Here is a 16740-nt window from a genome sequence, read left to right as displayed (position 1 = left end):
GGCTGATTGACATGATTCGCTATCAGAAATGGTGGTGGATGCCCGCCTGCTTCATGATCTCATTGGCGGTATGCCTGGACCGAATACTGCTATCCACCGGAAATTTCGTATCTGTGATGGGGCTATACCAGATTTCGTGGTCGCCTTTCCCTTGGCGATCAAAGCGGCAGCCATGCTCCTTCAACTTTGTCTTTACCGCAGCGGTAAAGTCAGTCACAAATTACCTCGGTTGAGACCTGTTCCGATTTCAGACGAAAACGAATCTCTCCCTCGGGCAAAGGCTGATCATTCAGCTCCAGCAACTCCGGAATGCGAGCCTTAAGCATGGCCACCAGTTCCTCACGCGTAGCCGCTTCTGCGACCAGCCCTCGTACATCTTTACTGCTGGCCACCCAAACACCGGCGTCATCGTCCCAGATTGCATGGACCGAAAACGGCTTCATGGCTCTCTCCCGTAATTCTCACTAAAATCAATAGCCTATTTAAGCTTCGATTCATGATGGCACCGCGAAGATAGAGCGTCAAATCCACCGCCGCTTCCAGAACCACCAGCTCATGCCGGCGGAAATGCCGCCCATCGCCAGCAGCACGATGAAGTAGCCGTAGTGCCACTTCAGCTCCGGCATGTACTCGAAGTTCATGCCGTAGATGCCGGCGATCAGCGTCAGCGGCATGAAGATCATCGTGATCACCGTCAGCACCCGCATCTGCAGATTGAGCCGGTGCGATTGGGTGGACAGATAGAGGTCCATCATGTCGCCGACCATCTCGCGGTTCATCTCCAGCGACTCCAGCACGTGGACCACGTGGTCGTAGGCGTCGCGCAGATAGACGCGGGTATCCTCGCCGAAGCGCTCCTCGTCGCCGCGGTTCAGCGACAGCAGCACCTCGCGCAGCGGCAGCAGCGCGCGCCTGAGCTTCAGGCAATCGCGCTTCAGCCGCTGGATCTGGCGCAGCACGCCGTTGTCGCGCCCTGCCAGCAGCTGGCCGTCGGTGCGCTCCACCTTGTCGTTGAACTGGCCGAGCACGCCGAAGTAGTCGTCGATGATGGCGTCCAGCAGCGAATAGGCCAGGTAGTCGGCGCCGCGCCGGCGCAATGCCCCTCTCCCCTTGCGCAGCCGTTCGCGCACCTGCTCGAACACGCCGGTGGGCTTCTCCTGGAACGACAGCACGAAACCGTCGCCCAGCACCAGGTACATCTGGTCGGATTGCAGCCGCCCGCCCTGCTGGTAATCGAACACGCGGCAGGCGAGGAACAGATAGTCTTCGTAGTCTTCCAGCTTGGGCCGCTGGCGGGCGTTGAGGATGTCCTCCTGCACCAGCGGGTGCAGGCCGAAGCGTTCGCCTATCGCCTGGATGGCGGCGGCGTCGCTCAGGCCGTAGACATTGAGCCACAGCACCTCGCCGCGGCGGCGGTAGCTGGCAAGATTGGCCAGCGGCAGGTCGGCCAGCTCGATCGCCTCGTCGGCGCAGAAGTCGAACAGCGACAACTTGGTGCCCGCGTGCTTGGCCTCGCCCACCGGCAGCAGCGTCCCCGCCTGCTCGCCCAGCGTCGGCAGCCTCTCCTTCAATTCCGGATGGCGCATCGGCGGCTTATTTCTGCACGATGTCGAGCTGGAAGCCGACATTCTTCCACTGGCCCACTTCCTGCTGGAAACTGCTGGCCGATAGCGGATTGGCCTCCAGCCAGTCTCCGCTCAGCGACAGCGTGAAGCCGCGCGCATGCTGCCGCAGGTCCAGCTCGGCCGGCAAGGCGGCGTTGATGCGGCTGCGGTAGAACAGCACCGCGACGCGCAGCGCCACCACCGCCTGCCACAACGCCGGCTGGCTGATGTATTGCGCCATCTTGCCCATGTCGCCGCGGTGGCCCAGCACGATGGCCGCCAGCGTGGCCTGCTCGCGCTTGGAGAAGCCCGGCATGTCGGCGTTCTGCAGAATGTAGGCGGAATGCTTGTGGTAGGCGGTGTGGGCGATGGTCAGGCCGATCTCGTGCAGCTTGGCCGCCCACGACAGGCGCTTGAGCATGTCCTGGTCCACGTCCTCGCCGGCCAGCATCCGGTACAGGCGCTCGGCCAGCTGGTTGACGCGCTCGGCCTGCTGCGTGTCGGCATGGTAGCGGCGCTTGAACAGCGCCACCGTGCTGTCGCGCATGTCCTTCTCGCGTTGGCGGCCCAGCAGATCGTAGAGCACGCCGTCGCGCAGCGCGCCCTCGGTGACGATCATCTTCTCGACCTCCAGCTCCTCGAACACCGCGATCATGATGGCGAGGCCGCCGGCCAGCACCGGCGCGCGATCGGCCTTCAGGCCGTTGACCTTGACCGCGTCTATGCTGCCCTGCTTGATCAAGACCTCGCGCAACTGCTCCATGCCGGCCAGGGTGATGTCGGCTCGGCTCCAGTCGTTGATCTCCAGCACGTCGCGCAGCGAGCGCGCGGTGCCGGAAGTGCCGACGGCGATCTGCCACTCGCTGGGACGGTATTCGTGGCGGATGCGCTGGATCTCGTTGCGGGCGGCCAGCGTGGCGTCGCGGAAATTGCCGCGGGTCAGCTTGCCGTCCGGGAAAAAGCGCATCGTGTAGCTGACGCAGCCCAGCGGCAGGCTTTCGGTGACCAGTGCCTTGTAATGGCTGCCGATGATGAATTCGGTGGAGCCGCCGCCGATATCCACCACCATCCGGCGCTCTTTGGTGTCCGGCAGCGAGTGGGCGGCGCCCAGGTAGATCAGCCGCGCCTCTTCGCGCCCTGCGATCACTTCGATCGGGAAGCCCAGCCGCTCTTCGGCCTCGGCGATGAAGGCCGGCGCGTTCCTGGCCACGCGCAGCGTGTTGGTGCCGACCACACGGACCTGGGCGGGCACGAAGCCTCGCAGCCGTTCGCCGAAACGGGCCAGGCAGGCCAGCGCGCGCGCTTGGGTGTCGTCGTTCAGGTGTTTGTCGGCGGTGAGGCCGGCGCCCAGGCGCACGGTTTCTTTCATCACGTCCAGGGCGTACAGCTGGTCGTCCACCACGCGGGACACTTGCAGCCGGAAGCTGTTGGAACCCAGATCGATGGTGGCCAGCACGGTGTGCGGGGGCGTGGCGTGTGTCAAGGACACCCCTTTTCTTGTTCGGTTGCGCCCGCGGGGCCGCAGCGGAGCGAACAACGCCCGGCGCGCCCGGCAAGCAAAATGGCGGTAACCGCGAGATGTTACCGCCATTTTGCGCTCAGCGTCATGTCCGGACCGCGCCGCTCAGCGTCCCATGGTTTCGCGCTTGATGTCTTCCAGCGTGGTGTGGCGGATATCCTTGCCCTTGACCAGGTAGACCACGTATTCGGAGATGTTCTTGGCGTGGTCGCCGATGCGCTCGATGGCCTTGGAGATGAACAGCGTGTCGATCGACATGCTGATGGTGCGCGGATCTTCCATCATGAAGGTGATCAGCTGGCGCAGCTCGGACGCGAAATTCTCGTCCAGCCGCTGGTCTTCCTCGGCCAGCTCCAGCGCGGCGCTGGTGTCCAGCCGGGCGAAGGCGTCCAGCGCGCGGCGCAGCATCGCCAGCGCCACGTCTGCCATCTTTTCGATTTCGCGGAAGCGCGGCATCTGGAAGCGTTCGGACTGGTGGATGGTCTTGCCCATCCGCGCGATCTTGGCCGCTTCGTCGCCGATGCGCTCCAGATCGGTGATGATCTTGATCACGGTGAAGACGATGCGCAGATCGCTGGCCGCCGGCTGGCGGCGGGCGATGATATGCAGGCAGTCGTCGTCGATGCCGACTTCCATCGCGTTGACCAGCGCGTCCTCGGCCATCACCTTGTCCAGCCGCGGCACGTCGCCGGCCATCAGGGCATCGACGGCGGACAGGATCTGCTGCTCCACCAGGCCGCCCATCTGCAGCACACGGGTACGGATGGTTTCCAGCTCCAGATCGAACTGCTTGGAAATGTGTTCTGCCATGTTTGCCTCGGGAATCTCGCGAAAATGGTAAATTGTAAGACAAGCAGATGACAGCCGCGTGACATGCCATCTTCGCCCGGCCGCGTCCAGTCGGCCGGGGCGGACAGGATTCGCCTCAGCGCAGCACTTCCACGCCGCTCTGCTTGCCCAGCACCAGCACGTCGGCGCGGCGGCGGGCGAACAGGCCGCAGGTAACGACGCCGGCGATGTGGTTGATGATTTCCTCCAGCTCCACCGGCTTCATGATCTGCAGGCCGTGCACGTCCAGGATCACGTTGCCGTTGTCGGTGGTCACGCCCTGGCGCAGTTCCGGGTGGCCGCCCAGACGCACCAGCTCGCGCGCGACGTAGCTGCGCGCCATCGGAATCACCTCGATCGGCAGCGGGAAAGTGCCCAGCATGGCCACGTACTTCTGCTCGTCGGCGATGCAGATGAACTCATCGGCCACGCCGGCGACGATCTTCTCGCGCGTCAGCGCCGCGCCGCCGCCCTTGATCATGTGCAGGTGGTGGTTGATCTCGTCGGCGCCGTCGATATACACCGGCAGCTTCTCCACTTCGTTCAGGTCGAACACCGGAATGTGGTGAGCCTTCAGCCGCGCGGTGGAGGCTTCGGAGCTGGATACCGCGCCCTTGATGCGCCCCTTGATGCCGGCCAGTTCCTCGATGAACAGATTGACGGTGCTGCCGGTGCCAACGCCGATGATGGCGTCTTCCGGCACGAATTCCAGCGCCTTCTTGGCGACGGCGAGTTTCAGTTGATCCTGGGTCAGCATGATGGGGCCTCCTGGTTGGTGTTGTGCCGCCCATGCCCGGCATGAGCGATGATGCGCGATTATCCCATAAGCGGACTGCGCCGGCATGACGCCTGGCCGCTTGTTCAAAATCTTGCAGAGCAAATTGATCATCCCGCTGGCCCGAGGCTCGCCAAAGCGAGCCATTCAAGCCACGCGGCGCAGAGGCTCGGCTCTGGATCAGCGTTTTTTGGCCGCGTCGCTTAGGCCGGCATCAGCAGGCAGACAGCCTGCGCCTCTATCGCCTCGCAGCGGCCCAGATAACCCAGCTTCTCGTTGGTCTTGCCCTTGACGTTGACCGCGCCGACCTCCAGCCCCAGGTCCGCCGCGATATTGGCGCGCATCGCGTCGATGTGCGGCGCCAGCTTCGGCCTTTGCGCGATCAGCGTGCTGTCCACATTGACCGGCCGCCAGCCGGCCGCCCGCACCCGCGCCGCCGCTTCGCGCAACAGCGCGCGGCTGTCTGCGCCCTTGAATTCGACTGCGGTATCCGGGAAATGGCGGCCGATGTCGCCCAGCGCGGCGGCGCCCAGCAGCGCGTCTGTGATCGCGTGCAGCAGCGCGTCGGCGTCCGAGTGGCCGAGCAGGCCCTTGTCATGCGGAACGTCCACTCCGCCCAGGATCAGCGGGCGGCCTGCCACCAATTGGTGCACGTCGTAGCCTTGTCCGATGCGAAACATGTTCTTCCTTGCGGTTCAGTAGTCTTCGCGCGCGGCCAGGATGGCTCGGGCCAGCGCCAGATCGCGCGGATAGGTGACCTTGAAGTTCTGCGCGTCGCCCTCCACCAGCAGCGGCTTCAGCCCCAGGCGCTCGACGGCGGCAGCCTCGTCGGTGATGTCCTCGGCCGCCACGCCGCGCAGCGCGTTCTCCAGCACCCCGGCGCGGAACATCTGCGGCGTCTGCGCCAGCCACAGGCCGTTGCGCGGCACGGTGGCGGCGACATGGCCGTCGGCGTCGGCGCGCTTGACGGTGTCAGGCACCGGCAGCGCCAGCAGGCCGCCCACCTCATGGCCGGACAAGGCGGCGATCAGGCGCTCCACCGCCGCCACCGACAGGCAGCAGCGCGCCGCGTCGTGCACCAGCACCCAGTCGTCCTCGGCGCAGGCGAGCGCGGCCAGTCCGTTGGCCACGCTTTCGGCGCGGCTGGCGCCGCCGACTCGGCGCACCGACAGCTTGGGCAGATCCCAGTCGAAACCGTCGAACCATTCGTCCTGCGGCGACACCACCACCGCCACTTCGTCCACCCCCGGCACCGCCGCCAGCGTGGCCAGCGCGTGCCACATCAGCGGCTTGCCGTTCAATTGCAGATATTGCTTGGGGCTGGGCGCGCCGAAGCGGCTGCCGGAGCCCGCCGCCGGCACCAGCGCGATCATTCTGGCCATCGCCTCAATCCCCCGCCTGCGCCGGCTGCTCCAGGCCGCGCCAGACGCAGGCTCCCTTCACCGTCTTGTCCAACACATCCAGATAAGCCTGGTGCTCGGCCTCTTCGGCCTCGCTGGCGGCCAGCACTTTCAGCGGCTTGCGCTCGAACTGGATGGCGCCGGCGTCTCCCGGCAGCTCCACCTCGATGTCCATCGCCAGGCTTTCCTGGCCGCGCGTCATCCATAGATAGACTTCGGACAACAGCTCGCAGTCCACCAGCGCGCCGTGCAGCGTCCGGTTGGAGCGGTCGATCTCGAAGCGGTCGCACAAGGCGTCCAGGCTGTTGCGCTTGCCGGGGAACATGTCGCGCGCTTCGCGCAGCGTGTCGATCACGCTGGCGCAAAGCTTGTCGATCGGCTCGATGCCGATCTTGGCGAACTCGGCGTTGAGGAAGCCGACGTCGAAAGGCGCGTTGTGGATGATCAGCTCGGCGCCGCGCAGAAAATCGGCGATTTCCTGCCCCACCTTGGAGAACACCGGCTTGCCGTCCAGGAACTCCAGCGAGATGCCGTGCACGCGCTGGGCGTCGGGATCGATCTCCCGCTGAGGATGGATGTAAAGATGCAGGTGCTTGCCGGTCAGCTTGCGGCCGACCATTTCCAGGCCGGCGAACTCAATGATGCGGTGGCCCTGCTGCGGATCGAGACCGGTGGTTTCGGTATCGAGAATAATCTGTCTCATGCTGCGTCCTGCCCGCGAAGCCGTATCGACGGCGGCGCGGTGTGTCTGCTGGTCAGACCGACTCCACGCCCTTGTTGGCGAGTTGATCGGCTCTCTCGTTGAACTCATGGCCGGAGTGGCCCTTCACCCAGCGCCATTCCACATCCAGATGGCGGTTGCGCTCGGCGTCCAGCTCCTGCCACAGGTCGGCGTTCTTCACCGGCTCCTTGGCCGCGGTTTTCCAGCCGCGCGCCTTCCAGCCGTGTATCCATTCGGAAATGCCCTTCTGCACATACTGGGAGTCGGTGTAGACCACTACCTTGCACGGCCGGTTCAACGCTGCCAGGGCCCGGATCACGGCCATGATTTCCATTCTATTGTTGGTGGTGCCGCGCTCGCCGCCGAACAATTCCTTTTCCTTGCCCTTGTAACGCATCAACGCGCCCCAGCCGCCGGGGCCGGGATTACCCTTGCAGGCGCCGTCGGTGTAAATCTCGACTCTGTCTTCTGTCGTCATGCTGTCTCGTTCATTGGCAGGACGATACGCCGTCCCGCTCGGTTGTTTCCGGCCGCTTGTGCGTGTGCTGGCGCTCGTTGCCCGCCACCACGCCCAGCGCGCCCTTCTTCTTGGCCTGCTGCTTCCAGTTGGGCGTGATCAGCCGCATGCCGCGCTGGCGCTTGACCGCCTCGATTCCATATACCCCGGCCGCCAGCGGCCACCAGCGCTCGCCCGCGTCTTCCATGAAGCCGCAGCGTCCCAGCCAGTCCTGGCGCGAAAACGGCGGCGCGTACACCATGAAGGCGCTTTCCTCCAGCTCCAGGTCCAGCAGCGCCAGCCAGTCCTTGATCCGGAGCTGGGTGAAAAAATTGCCGTTCCAAGGCACCGATTCCCTGCCCTGGATCAGCCTGCGCACACCCCATAGCGACAGCGGGTTGAAGCCGGTCAGAATCAGCCGACCCTCCGGCATCAGCACGCGGTCCGCTTCGCGCAGTACCTGGTGCGGCTGGGTGGTAAAATCCAGCACATGGGGCATCACCAGCAGGTCCAAGCTGCGGGTTTCGAACGGCAGGAAGGCGGGATCGCAGCGCACGTCGACGTCGCCGTAATCGGCCACCCGGCACTGCCAAGGAATGCGGTTGCCGCTCAAGCAGTCCATTTCCGGCAACCCGACCTGCACCGCGTGGTAGCCGAAGGCGTCGGCCACCGCCCGCTCGAAATACTCCTGCTCGCGCTGCAGCAGGTAACGTCCGAGCTCGGTGCCGGTCAGCCAGGCGCCAAACGAATTTTTCATGGGGGAAAGCCTTATGGCAGCCACGTTTAGCATCGCCCCGGTAGGGGCATTCACTGACAATTATATCTGGGTTTTGCGCGAGGGCGCTCGCGCCGTCGCCGTGGACCCCGGCGAAGCCGCGCCGCTGCTGCGCTATCTGGAACAGGAAGCGCTGCGGCTGGAAGCCGTGCTGATCACCCATCACCACGCCGACCACTGCGGTGGTCTGCCGGAGCTGCTGCGCGCCTGTCCGGGCATTCCTGTCTACGGCCCAGCCGGCATTCCCGGCGTCAGCCATCCGGTGATGGAAGGCGACGCCATCGAGCTGGACATGGGACAGGCCAAGGTGCTGGAAGTGCCCGGCCACACCCTGGATCACCTGGCATACCTGCTGGACGACGCGCTGTTTTGCGGGGACACCCTGTTCGCCGCAGGCTGCGGCAGGGTATTCGAAGGCACGCCGCAACAGATGCTGGCTTCACTGAAAAAACTGGCCCGATTGCCGCCGCAAACCAAGGTTTACCCCGCCCACGAATACACGCTGTCCAATCTGCGCTTCGCGCTGGCTGCCGATCAGCATAATCCGATACTCGCGATGCGCCGCAGCCGCGACAGCGCGCTGCGCGAACGCGGACTGCCCACCTTGCCCAGCACCATCGCGCTGGAAACCGCCAGCAACCCCTTCCTCCGCAGCGGCGAACCGGCGCTGCGCGAAGCGCTGCGGCAGCGCGGCGGACATCCGGGCGACAGCGAGGAAACCTGCTTCGCCATGCTGCGGGAATGGAAGAACGATTTTCGCTGACAGGCATGCCGGATACGTAACTTTTCGCAGTCCATCCGCGGAGCCCTTCACTTGCTCGCGAAATGGGCTATAAGCAATGAAAGCGCATGAAATGATTTGCCTTTTTCAATTGACACCCCCCTGACGCATGTTTAGCATCAGCCGGAATCAGAAATACGGGCTCGTCTGAATGAAACGCTTCACTCCATTGGCACTCGCCGTGTCGCTCGCATTGCCATTCGCATCGCTGGCCTTGGCCGGCCCCGCGCCGTCTTCCGGCGTGGACGAGGCGATGGCCGCCGGCCTCGACATGATGCTGCTGAACTCCAGCCTGCTGCGCAACGGCGACGACGTATGGAAGCGCGTGCGCGAAGGCTTTCAGCTGGATGAGGTCAACGCCGACACCGTCCGCCGCCAGGAGCGTTTCTACGCCAGCCGCCCCGAATACTTCAAACGCACGCTGGACCGCAGCCGCAAATACCTGTTCCACATCATGAACGAGGTGGAGCGCCGCGGCATGCCGACCGAGATCGCGCTGCTGCCGATGGTGGAAAGCGCCTTCGTGCCCACCGCCAATTCCCGCGTCGGCGCCGCCGGCTTGTGGCAGTTCATGCCAGCCACCGGCCGCCATTATGGGCTGGAGCAGACCTGGTGGTATGACGGCCGCCGCGATGTGACCGACGCCACCCGCGCCGCGCTCGACTACCTGCAGAACCTGTACGCCCAGTTCGGCGACTGGAACCTGGCGCTGGCCGCGTACAACTGGGGCGAAGGCAATCTGGCCCGCGCGATCGCCAAGGCCCAGGCCAGCGGCATCGAGCCCACCTACGAAAACATCCGCCTGCCGAACGAGACCCGCAACTACGTGCCCAAGCTGCTGGCGGTGCGCAACATTCTGCTCAGCCCGGAAAAGTACGGCGTCCACCTGGACAAGTTCCCCAACAAGCCCTACTTCGTCGCCGTCTCCACCGGCAAGCACATGAACATCGACATCGCCGCCAAGCTGGCCGGCATCTCGGTGGCGGAATTCAAGGAGCTGAACCCGGCCTTCAACCTGCCGGTGTTCGCCTACAAGGCCGGCCGCCAAATGTTGTTGCCGGCCGCCAAGGTCGACAAGTTCCAGGCCAATCTGGACAAGTGGAGCAAGCCGCTTCTGACCTGGGAAGTTTACGTTCCCAAGAGCGACGAGAACATCAACGCCGTCGCCGGCGACCACGGCATGAGCAGCGGCCAGCTGATCGCGGCCAACCGCATCAGCGGCGGCACGCTGAAAGCCGGCCAGCCGGTGCTGGTGGCGATGAACAAGCCGCTGAACGACGGCCAGTCGTTCGAATCGGTGGATACCCCGATCGGCGATGCGCCGATCAGTGCCGGCGCGACGCTGATCGCGCAAGCCGAACCGGCCCCTGCTACGGCCCAGCCTGCGGTGACGCAGGTCGTGCTGGCAGCAACGCCGCAGGCCGCGGCGCCGACAGCCGTCGCCGTCGCCTCCGTCCAGCCGCAAATCACGCCGCAGCCAGCAACAGACACCGGCCTCGCCGCGCGCCAAGCCGTGCTGCTGGCCAGTTCGGCCAATACCGTCGAAGACAGCGCCGCCGCCCGCTCGTTGGCCACCCGCGATCTCGGCAGCTACACCGTCGCCAGCGGCGACACGCTGTACAGCATCGCCCGCCGCAGCAACCTCGACATCAACGACCTGAAAACGCTGAATCAACTGGACGGCAATCTGGTCCAGGTTGGCCAAAAACTGAAACTGAAAGCCGACAGCGCAACCGATAATCTCGTCGCCAACAGCGACGACGACGGCGCGGATCCAGCCTTGGTCAAGGTAGCCGAGCGCCGCCAGGCCGCCAACGCAAGCCATGCCCACCGCAGCAAGGAATACGTGGTTCAGCGCGGCGACACGCTGTTCAGCATCGCCCGCCGTTTCGGCGTCACCCACAACGACATTCAGCGCATCAACGGCAGCCGGCACCCCAACCATCTGCAACCGGGCCAGAAGGTCAAGATCGTCGGCCTGTAATCAATCGGAAAACGGCAATGCCCGCATGAAATCGGCCCGGAAATACCGGGCCGATTTTCATTAAATCATCAGGACTTTCTGGGCGCGCCGCGCATCCTCCTCACCAGGCTCCGCGCCGGCGGCGGCGCGGCAATCAATTGCGGCAGGATATCCTGCAATTGTCCGCGCAGCTCCTCGACCGTCAACGACAACTCGGCCACCAGCCAATGGCAATGCGTGGGCTCGCGCATCCGCGCGGGATTGTCGGCCGCGGGCAAGGAGTCGGCCAGCAGCTGCGGCTGGTTGAAGCGCAAGGCGTGCGCCGCCCGCAGCAAGGTGCGGACGATGGCCCGCCGCGGCGAACGCTCTTCCGCCAAGGCCGGAGTCGATGCCGACACTTCGCCCATCCTGTCCAGCAAGGTCCAGATGCTGCGTTGGCAACGCTGGACCTGATCCAGTTGGCGGTGCGACAGCGCCGACTCCTGCGTCACTGCGGACAGCAGGCCGCGCAAACGGATCAGCCGGCTGTTGAACTGGTCCAGCGCCGCGTCGCCCTCCACCGGCAGCCGGCGCGCGATGCGGTTGTACAGCAGCGCGGCCTCGCGCAGATTGTCCGCCAGCAGGAAGCGCCAGCTGTCCAGCGCCCGCAGCGGCAGCGTGGCGGCGGCGGCCATGCCGATCAGCGAACCGATCAGCACATTGCAGCTGCGCCACAGCGCCTCGTTGATCGGCTCATCGCCCAGCCCGCCGACGATCACCAGCGTGATGCCGGTCAGCAATGCCAGATAGCCTCCTTTGCCCTGCGCGTGCCAGCAACTGAGCGCCACCACCACCAACATCCAGGCATAACAGAGATACGGCGATACGCCGTGCAACAGGATGGCGGCCAACCCCGCCATCGCCCCGAGCAGCGAGCCCCCCATCCGCTCCAGCGCCTTGCGCCTGACGCCGCCCCAGTGCGGCACCCCGCCCAGCACGATCAGGATCGTCACCAGCATCCAGCCGCCATGAGGGATGCCGGTGGCCAGCACCAGCGCCAGGCCGGCGAGAAAAGCCAACGCCACCCGCAACACATGGGCCTGTCGCGCGTAGCGGTTCAGGTAGTAAGGCACCACCAGAACCCGCCACGGATGCTGCCATCTCCCGCCCATGGCCCTACTCCGGATTCCGGCTGTCCAGCCAGATCGTGACCGGGCCGTCGTTGATCAGGCTGACCTGCATGTCCGAGCCGAATAGGCCGGTTGGCACCGGCTTACCCAGCGCGACGGCCAGCTCGGCGACGAAGCGGTCGAACAGCGGTTGCGAGATCTCGCCGCGCGCCGCGCGCGAGTACGAGGGCCGATTTCCCTTCTTCACGCTGGCATGGAGTGTGAATTGGCTGACCGCCAGCGCGTCGCCGCCGCAATCGAGCAGGCTGCGGTTCATCACCCCGGCCTCATCGTTGAAGATGCGCAGCTGGCTGATCTTGCGCGTCAGCCAGACGATGTCGTCCGATCCATCCGCCTCCTCCACGCCAACCAACAGCAAGGCTCCGGCGCCTATCTCGCCCACCGTTCGCCCCTCCACCCTCACCGCCGCCTGACTTACCCTTTGCACCAGCACCCGCATTCGAACATTCCTCGTCGTGACTCTCGTTTCATTCTACCCACTCCTTCGCGGCGGACGCGAGCCGCCGCGCTTCGGTACAATAGCGCCAACTCAAGAAAAGGAAACGCCGCATGTTGATGGTCATCTCGCCGGCCAAGACGCTGGATTACCAAAACCCGCCCGCCGTCGACCAATACAGCCAGCCCGACCTGCTGGACCACAGCGCCGAGCTGATCGGCGTCCTGCGCCAAAAAAGCCCGCTGGACGTCGCCAAACTGATGAGCATCAGCGACGCCTTGGCCAATCTCAACGTCGGCCGCTACGCCGACTGGCAGCGTCCTTTCACTCCCGACAACGCCAAGCAGGCAATCTACGCCTTCATGGGCGATGTCTACGAAGGCCTAGACGCCGCCACCCTGGCTCAACCCGCCGTCGACTACCTGCAGAACCATCTGCGCATCCTGTCCGGCCTGTACGGCGTGCTGCGCCCGCTCGACCTGATGCAGGCCTACCGGCTGGAAATGGGCACCCGCCTGACCAACGGACGCGGTAAGAATCTGTACGAGTTCTGGGGAGAAACGGTTACCGCCAGGCTCAACGCGCAATTGGAAGCGCTAGGCCAGCGCACGCTGGTGAACCTGGCGTCGGATGAGTATTTCAAATCGGTGAAGCCCCGGGCGCTCAATGCGACCATCGTCACGCCGGTGTTCCAGGACAAAAAGAATGGCCAGTACAAGATCATCAGCTTCTACGCCAAGCGCGCGCGCGGCCTGATGGCGCGCTGGGCCGCCGAGCGCGGCGTTGTCGATCCGGAGCAACTGCGAGGCTTCGACAGCGAGGGCTACGCCTTCGACCCTGCGGCTTCGAGCGAACTGAGCTGGGTATTCCGCCGCGACCGCGAATAGACAAACGGGGCGGCTTCATCAAGATGCATGCCTGGCCGCATTGGACAGAGCGCGACCTTCGCCCCGAGCGCACCGCTTTTGCGCAGCGGATGCAAAGCTTGCCTAGTCCACTAGGTCATGTGGCAAGCCGACATAATTCTCGGCAATCGTTTTCTGGCCAGCGCTCGAATTGACGTAGTAATCATATTCGGCCTGCTGCATCCTGCGCTCGAAAGCCATCTCTTCGCGAGAAGGAAAAGTATGCATCAACGAAGTCATGAACCACGAAAAACGAGTCGCCTTCCACACCCGGCGCAAAGCAATCTCGGAATAGCGGCCGACCACATCGAAGCGGTTTTCCTGATAAGCCTTTTTCAGGATGCGGTATAGCGTGCCGACGTCGCTGGCGGCGAGATTCAACCCTTTGGCGCCGGTAGGCGGAACGATGTGGGCGGCATCGCCAACCAGGAACAGCTTGCCGTATTGCATGGGCTCCGCCACGTAGCTGCGCAGCGGGGTAATGCTTTTTTCCAGCGCGGGCCCGGTGACCAGACGCTGCGACAGTTTGTCCGGCAACCGGCGTTTCAACTCCGCCCAGAATCTTGAATCCGGCCATTCTTCCAGCCTGTCCGTCGGCGGCACTTGCAGATAATAGCGGCTGCGCGACGCGGAGCGCTGGCTGCACAAGGCGAAACCGCGCTCGTGATTGACATACACCAGCTCGTGGTGAACCGGCGGCGTATCCGACAGCAATCCCAGCCAGCTGAATGGATACACCCGCTCGTACTCGACCAAGACGTCCTGTGGAATGCAATGGCGAGAGATGCCATGATAGCCGTCGCAGCCGGCAATGTAATCGCATGACAGCCGGTATGGCTGCGAATCGTGCATGAACGTCACATACGGACGCTCGCCATCCACATCGTGCAAGCGCACGTCCTCGGCCTCGTAGAAACTGAGGCCGCCGCTCGCCTCGCGCGCCTCCATCAGGTCACGCGTCATCTCGGTCTGGCCGTAAATCGTCACCGCTCCGTCGCCGGTCAGCCCCTGGAGATCAATGCGGTCGCGGCATCTGCCGAACACCAATTCCAATCCGCGATGGACGATTCCCTCATCATCGATTCGGCGCCCGGCACCCGCCTCGCGCAACAAATCCACCGTGCCTTGCTCCAACACGCCAGCTCGGATGCGCCCCTGAACATAGTCCGCGCTCTTTTTCTCGATAATGACGTTATCGATGCCGGCCCGCAGCAGCAATTGGCCCAACAACAGGCCGGACGGCCCCGCGCCTATGATGGCAAGTTTGCACTTCATTTCCCTGCGGACCGTCCTATCCGAATCGCTCAACATTGTTTCCTCAACCTTCCGACATCACCACCTTGCCCACCGCCCTGCGCGCGTAAAGCCCCTGCAGCACGGCAAGAGCCAGCACCGCGATCAAGGCGGGAATCGCGAGCAAGCCGAAAAAGCCGGAGAATCCAAGCTGCAAGCTCATCAACTCGGCGCCGAGCAGCGCGCCGGAAATGCCGCCGAATCGGCCAAAGCCGAGCATCCAGGACATGCCGGTGGCGCGGCACTGCGTCGGGTAGAAATCCGCCGCCAGATACCCCATCGAGGTTTGCCCTGCATTCATCGTTCCCCCGGCCAAGAAGATCAACAGGCTGAGCAAACCCAGAGCATGGACTTGTCCAACTGAGAACAGCAAAATCCCGGTCAGCAAAAAAGTCGTCATCACCACGCGCCGCGGATTGAGCTTGTCCATCAGCCAACCAGCGATCACCGTCCCGATGGCGCCGCCAAGCGGGAAGAGCGCCGTCAGCAATGCCGCCTTGCTGGTGGAAAAACCCGCGTCCTTCATCAACAGCGGCATCCAACCAGTCAAAACGTAGAAAATCAGCAAGCCCATGAAATATGTCAACCACAGCATCAACGAGCCCAGCCGGTACTTGCTGGACAGAATCTGTCCGATGGCGGAACCGCCGGTGACGGGCTTGTCCTCCATGCAGACGATTTTCTGTATCCCTTGCAACGGATCCTGCATAACGCGCGCCACCGTCCGGAATACCTTCTCCATCGGTTTGCCGCTCAGCAGCATGTAACGCACCGACTCCGGCAACCAGAACAGCAAGAAAACCGACAACGCCAGCGGCGCCCAGCCACCCACCAGCAATACGCTTCGCCAGCCGTGGGACGGAATCAGCCAGGAGGCAAACAATCCTCCGAGAGCCGCTCCAGCCGGAAAACCGCAAAACACCACGCTCATCAGCAACGCGCGGCGCTGGCTGGGCGCATATTCCGCAATCAGCGTCAGTCCGTTGGACATGGCGGCGCCCAAACCCAGACCGGTAGCGAAGCGATAGGCCGTCAGCGTCTGGACGGAATCCGCCATCGCCGTAGCCAGATTCCAGCCGCCAAAGAACAGCACCGACACGATCAGCACCATCCTCCTCCCAAAACGGTCGGCCAACGGTCCGGCGAAGATAGCTCCCACTGCCAGCCCGAACAGCGCCGCGCTCACGACCGGCGCCAACGCCGGCCGGCTGATGCCCCAGTCGGCGATCAACGACGGCGCGATGTAGCCGATGGCCGCGGTGTCGAAACCATCCATCACCACGATCAAGAAGCACAGCGCCAACACCAGCCACTGATAAGGAGAAAAACGTCGGCTATCGATAAGGTGCTGCAGATCGACCGTGCCTTTCAAAGTCATATTGATGCCTCCTGCCTGCTTGTCTCAAGACGGCGTTGCAGCCGCATTTTCCCTGAACAGCTCCATCAGCAGTTCGTCCTGCTCCAGCAGCTCTAGCTCTACAAGGTACAGCCCCGGATCGCCGTCAGGCTCGCAATCTACGATGCGCGCGATCACCTCGCGCGCTCGTTTTTCGCCTAGGGGCTGGAATTCGATCACCACCACCGCGTCCGCCTCCGGCTCCGATACGCCCGGGATCGCAATCTCCCCCGTGCGCTCATCGCTCAGGCGAACCAGCAGGCGCCCTGCCTCGGCATCCCGCCGTACCGGCACTTTTAATCCGCCGGCCCGAGGCATGCGCGGCGAAAGCGGTCGCACGCGTATCTGCCCCGCGCCCTCTCCGACCTTGACCTGGCACGCCAGCCGATGGGCAGGCGCGGATAACCCCAGCGTCGCCAACACGCCGCGCTCTTTCCCGTCCGCGGCCTCCAGCAAAGCCTCTCCCTCCAGTATCGCGACGCGGCACGTCCCGCAGTTGCCGCTCCGGCAATGAAACGGCACTGGCGACTCGGCGACATCGCACACGCTGGCAAGCGCGCCGCCGGCGGGCGCTTCCGCTGTCCACTCCCCTTGGGGATATTCAAAAATAATGGTCGGCATATCGGTTCTACATATCCACAAACTGGCTAGACACAATCGACGCAAGCCGGACCGGCCT

Annotated in this window: 19 protein-coding genes; 3 read left to right on the top strand and 16 right to left on the bottom strand. The window is 64.0% G+C overall.

Going from position 1 to position 16740, the window contains the following annotated elements; all coding sequences use genetic code 11:
- Positions 1-22: 22 nt before the first annotated feature.
- From LQR33_RS24380 to LQR33_RS07840, 11 genes are all read right to left on the bottom strand, one after another.
- Positions 23-217, bottom strand: coding sequence for a type II toxin-antitoxin system HicA family toxin (locus LQR33_RS24380; RefSeq protein WP_346561006.1), 195 nt, complete (start codon positions 215-217; stop codon positions 23-25).
- Positions 210-443: a DUF1902 domain-containing protein gene (locus LQR33_RS07885; protein ID WP_166438957.1), complete on the bottom strand. Its 234-nt coding sequence runs from the start codon at positions 441-443 to the stop codon at positions 210-212. The genes LQR33_RS24380 and LQR33_RS07885 overlap by 8 nt, the downstream gene beginning before the upstream one ends.
- Positions 444-521: 78 nt before the next feature.
- Complete coding sequence (gene corA / locus LQR33_RS07880) at positions 522-1586, bottom strand: magnesium/cobalt transporter CorA (RefSeq protein ID WP_021476970.1); 1065 nt, start codon at positions 1584-1586, stop codon at positions 522-524.
- 7 nt (positions 1587-1593) lie between these two features.
- Entirely contained in the window at positions 1594-3087 is a 1494-nt protein-coding gene (gene ppx, locus LQR33_RS07875; RefSeq protein WP_205692447.1) for an exopolyphosphatase, read from the bottom strand.
- 141 nt (positions 3088-3228) lie between these two features.
- Positions 3229-3933 (bottom strand): phosphate signaling complex protein PhoU, encoded by a 705-nt coding sequence (gene phoU, locus LQR33_RS07870; RefSeq protein ID WP_021476968.1) that lies wholly within the window; start codon positions 3931-3933, stop codon positions 3229-3231.
- A gap of 115 nt (positions 3934-4048) precedes the next feature.
- On the bottom strand, positions 4049-4708 hold the full coding sequence (gene rpiA / locus LQR33_RS07865) for a ribose-5-phosphate isomerase RpiA (RefSeq protein WP_166438958.1): 660 nt from the start codon (positions 4706-4708) through the stop codon (positions 4049-4051).
- 221 nt (positions 4709-4929) lie between these two features.
- Positions 4930-5406: a 2-C-methyl-D-erythritol 2,4-cyclodiphosphate synthase gene (gene ispF, locus LQR33_RS07860; protein WP_221665595.1), complete on the bottom strand. Its 477-nt coding sequence runs from the start codon at positions 5404-5406 to the stop codon at positions 4930-4932.
- 15 nt (positions 5407-5421) lie between these two features.
- Positions 5422-6108: a 2-C-methyl-D-erythritol 4-phosphate cytidylyltransferase gene (ispD, locus tag LQR33_RS07855; RefSeq protein ID WP_221665594.1), complete on the bottom strand. Its 687-nt coding sequence runs from the start codon at positions 6106-6108 to the stop codon at positions 5422-5424.
- A gap of 4 nt (positions 6109-6112) precedes the next feature.
- Complete coding sequence (gene dnaQ / locus LQR33_RS07850; RefSeq protein WP_166438960.1) at positions 6113-6829, bottom strand: DNA polymerase III subunit epsilon; 717 nt, start codon at positions 6827-6829, stop codon at positions 6113-6115.
- A gap of 52 nt (positions 6830-6881) precedes the next feature.
- Positions 6882-7325, bottom strand: a complete 444-nt coding sequence (gene rnhA, locus LQR33_RS07845) for a ribonuclease HI (RefSeq protein WP_046157298.1) — start codon at positions 7323-7325, stop codon at positions 6882-6884.
- Positions 7326-7335: 10 nt separating this feature from the next.
- Positions 7336-8100 carry a class I SAM-dependent methyltransferase gene (locus LQR33_RS07840; RefSeq protein ID WP_221667684.1) on the bottom strand — a complete coding sequence of 255 codons (765 nt, stop codon included), beginning with the start codon at positions 8098-8100 and terminating at the stop codon, positions 7336-7338.
- Between the two features lie 13 nt (positions 8101-8113).
- Between LQR33_RS07840 and gloB the strand changes: the two genes are divergently transcribed.
- Together gloB and LQR33_RS07830 are read left to right on the top strand one after the other, a co-directional pair.
- Positions 8114-8881, top strand: coding sequence for a hydroxyacylglutathione hydrolase (gloB, locus tag LQR33_RS07835; protein ID WP_231468248.1), 768 nt, complete (start codon positions 8114-8116; stop codon positions 8879-8881).
- Positions 8882-9050: 169 nt separating this feature from the next.
- Positions 9051-10883 carry a lytic transglycosylase gene (locus LQR33_RS07830; protein ID WP_221665592.1) on the top strand — a complete coding sequence of 611 codons (1833 nt, stop codon included), beginning with the start codon at positions 9051-9053 and terminating at the stop codon, positions 10881-10883.
- 68 nt (positions 10884-10951) lie between these two features.
- On the opposite strand, the gene LQR33_RS07825 is transcribed toward LQR33_RS07830, so the two are convergent.
- Together LQR33_RS07825 and dtd are read right to left on the bottom strand one after the other, a co-directional pair.
- The gene (locus tag LQR33_RS07825) at positions 10952-12013 is read right to left on the bottom strand and encodes an FUSC family protein (RefSeq protein ID WP_166438964.1); all 1062 of its coding nucleotides are present in this window, start codon (positions 12011-12013) and stop codon (positions 10952-10954) included.
- 4 nt (positions 12014-12017) lie between these two features.
- Complete coding sequence (gene dtd, locus LQR33_RS07820; protein ID WP_231178739.1) at positions 12018-12470, bottom strand: D-aminoacyl-tRNA deacylase; 453 nt, start codon at positions 12468-12470, stop codon at positions 12018-12020.
- A gap of 110 nt (positions 12471-12580) precedes the next feature.
- Here dtd and yaaA point away from each other — a divergent pair, with 110 nt between their 5' ends.
- On the top strand, positions 12581-13354 hold the full coding sequence (gene yaaA, locus LQR33_RS07815; RefSeq protein WP_221667687.1) for a peroxide stress protein YaaA: 774 nt from the start codon (positions 12581-12583) through the stop codon (positions 13352-13354).
- A 102-nt stretch (positions 13355-13456) separates the two neighbouring features.
- Here the strand turns inward: yaaA and pobA are convergent, their stop codons facing one another.
- Genes pobA through LQR33_RS07800 form a run of 3 tightly spaced genes read right to left on the bottom strand, consistent with a single transcriptional unit; the run spans position 13457 to position 16682 of the window.
- On the bottom strand, positions 13457-14683 hold the full coding sequence (gene pobA, locus LQR33_RS07810; RefSeq protein WP_231468246.1) for a 4-hydroxybenzoate 3-monooxygenase: 1227 nt from the start codon (positions 14681-14683) through the stop codon (positions 13457-13459).
- A gap of 7 nt (positions 14684-14690) precedes the next feature.
- The gene (locus LQR33_RS07805; protein ID WP_221665589.1) at positions 14691-16043 is read right to left on the bottom strand and encodes an MFS transporter; all 1353 of its coding nucleotides are present in this window, start codon (positions 16041-16043) and stop codon (positions 14691-14693) included.
- 24 nt (positions 16044-16067) lie between these two features.
- A complete protein-coding gene (locus LQR33_RS07800; protein WP_166438968.1) occupies positions 16068-16682 on the bottom strand; it encodes a 2Fe-2S iron-sulfur cluster-binding protein in 615 nt (204 codons plus the stop codon).
- Positions 16683-16740: the final 58 nt, after the last annotated feature.

This window comes from Chromobacterium piscinae, assembly GCF_021129175.1.
GTDB classification, from domain to species: domain Bacteria; phylum Pseudomonadota; class Gammaproteobacteria; order Burkholderiales; family Chromobacteriaceae; genus Chromobacterium; species Chromobacterium piscinae.
This window is presented reverse-complemented; position numbering and strand designations above follow the sequence as displayed.

Coding starts and splice junctions, on each gene's coding strand:
- LQR33_RS07885 (WP_166438957.1), bottom strand. CDS start 443: ATGAAGCCGTTTTCGGTCCATGCAATCTGGGACGATGACGCCGGTGTT.
- corA (WP_021476970.1), bottom strand. CDS start 1,586: ATGCGCCATCCGGAATTGAAGGAGAGGCTGCCGACGCTGGGCGAGCAG.
- phoU (WP_021476968.1), bottom strand. CDS start 3,933: ATGGCAGAACACATTTCCAAGCAGTTCGATCTGGAGCTGGAAACCATC.
- rpiA (WP_166438958.1), bottom strand. CDS start 4,708: ATGCTGACCCAGGATCAACTGAAACTCGCCGTCGCCAAGAAGGCGCTG.
- ispF (WP_221665595.1), bottom strand. CDS start 5,406: ATGTTTCGCATCGGACAAGGCTACGACGTGCACCAATTGGTGGCAGGC.
- ispD (WP_221665594.1), bottom strand. CDS start 6,108: ATGGCCAGAATGATCGCGCTGGTGCCGGCGGCGGGCTCCGGCAGCCGC.
- dnaQ (WP_166438960.1), bottom strand. CDS start 6,829: ATGAGACAGATTATTCTCGATACCGAAACCACCGGTCTCGATCCGCAG.
- rnhA (WP_046157298.1), bottom strand. CDS start 7,325: ATGACGACAGAAGACAGAGTCGAGATTTACACCGACGGCGCCTGCAAG.
- LQR33_RS07840 (WP_221667684.1), bottom strand. CDS start 8,100: ATGAAAAATTCGTTTGGCGCCTGGCTGACCGGCACCGAGCTCGGACGT.
- gloB (WP_231468248.1), top strand. CDS start 8,114: ATGGCAGCCACGTTTAGCATCGCCCCGGTAGGGGCATTCACTGACAAT.
- LQR33_RS07830 (WP_221665592.1), top strand. CDS start 9,051: ATGAAACGCTTCACTCCATTGGCACTCGCCGTGTCGCTCGCATTGCCA.
- LQR33_RS07825 (WP_166438964.1), bottom strand. CDS start 12,013: ATGGGCGGGAGATGGCAGCATCCGTGGCGGGTTCTGGTGGTGCCTTAC.
- dtd (WP_231178739.1), bottom strand. CDS start 12,470: ATGCGGGTGCTGGTGCAAAGGGTAAGTCAGGCGGCGGTGAGGGTGGAG.
- yaaA (WP_221667687.1), top strand. CDS start 12,581: ATGTTGATGGTCATCTCGCCGGCCAAGACGCTGGATTACCAAAACCCG.
- pobA (WP_231468246.1), bottom strand. CDS start 14,683: ATGTTGAGCGATTCGGATAGGACGGTCCGCAGGGAAATGAAGTGCAAA.
- LQR33_RS07805 (WP_221665589.1), bottom strand. CDS start 16,043: ATGACTTTGAAAGGCACGGTCGATCTGCAGCACCTTATCGATAGCCGA.
- LQR33_RS07800 (WP_166438968.1), bottom strand. CDS start 16,682: ATGCCGACCATTATTTTTGAATATCCCCAAGGGGAGTGGACAGCGGAA.